Genomic DNA, 500 nt, shown 5'->3' with positions numbered 1-500 from the left:
GATGAGGCAGTTGTCCGCGCTGGACTCGAAGATTACATCACCGTCAGCGTCGAGGAAGCAGATTGCTTCTTTTCCGCAAGATTCGGTTGTTTTGATGCTGGCGATTTCGCGTTCATTCTTCTTTTCGCCAACTTGGTAATACAGCATCCCATCTGGATGGTTTGCGGTCACAAGAAACTCGACCATGTGGATTTCTCCGAATTTCATCTTGTGTTAGTCCTCCTTCTCCACCCACACAAGGCGGTGTTCGATATCTGGAACAAATTTTTTGACGAACTTTTTTGCCTGATCCAAAGAGCTTTTCAAATCACCAAAAGCTCTCGGATTGTTCTGGAGGTACTTTTGGTTGTCGTTCTCGTAATGGCGGTAGATTTTTACTCGGAACGCGTCTTCCGCTTCTTGCGTGATCTCAGCGGTAAAGTTTCCGGTGCGGCCCGCTCCCATATTTGCTGTGAATTCAGCGTGCCATTTCATCCTCTCTCACCTCCCTCGTCTGATGT

The 500-nt window shown here is 47.8% G+C and carries 2 protein-coding genes; both read right to left on the bottom strand.

Annotated features, from left to right (window positions below; translation table 11 throughout):
- The coding region (locus tag EL26_RS23180; protein WP_038094902.1) for a hypothetical protein at positions 1-207 on the bottom strand (207 nt) is incomplete at its 3' end.
- Between the two features lie 6 nt (positions 208-213).
- Positions 214-474 carry a hypothetical protein gene (locus tag EL26_RS23175; RefSeq protein WP_152559384.1) on the bottom strand — a complete coding sequence of 87 codons (261 nt, stop codon included), beginning with the start codon at positions 472-474 and terminating at the stop codon, positions 214-216.
- Positions 475-500: the final 26 nt, after the last annotated feature.

This window comes from Tumebacillus flagellatus, assembly GCF_000714935.1.
Taxonomy (GTDB): domain Bacteria; phylum Bacillota; class Bacilli; order Tumebacillales; family Tumebacillaceae; genus Tumebacillus; species Tumebacillus flagellatus.
This window is presented reverse-complemented; position numbering and strand designations above follow the sequence as displayed.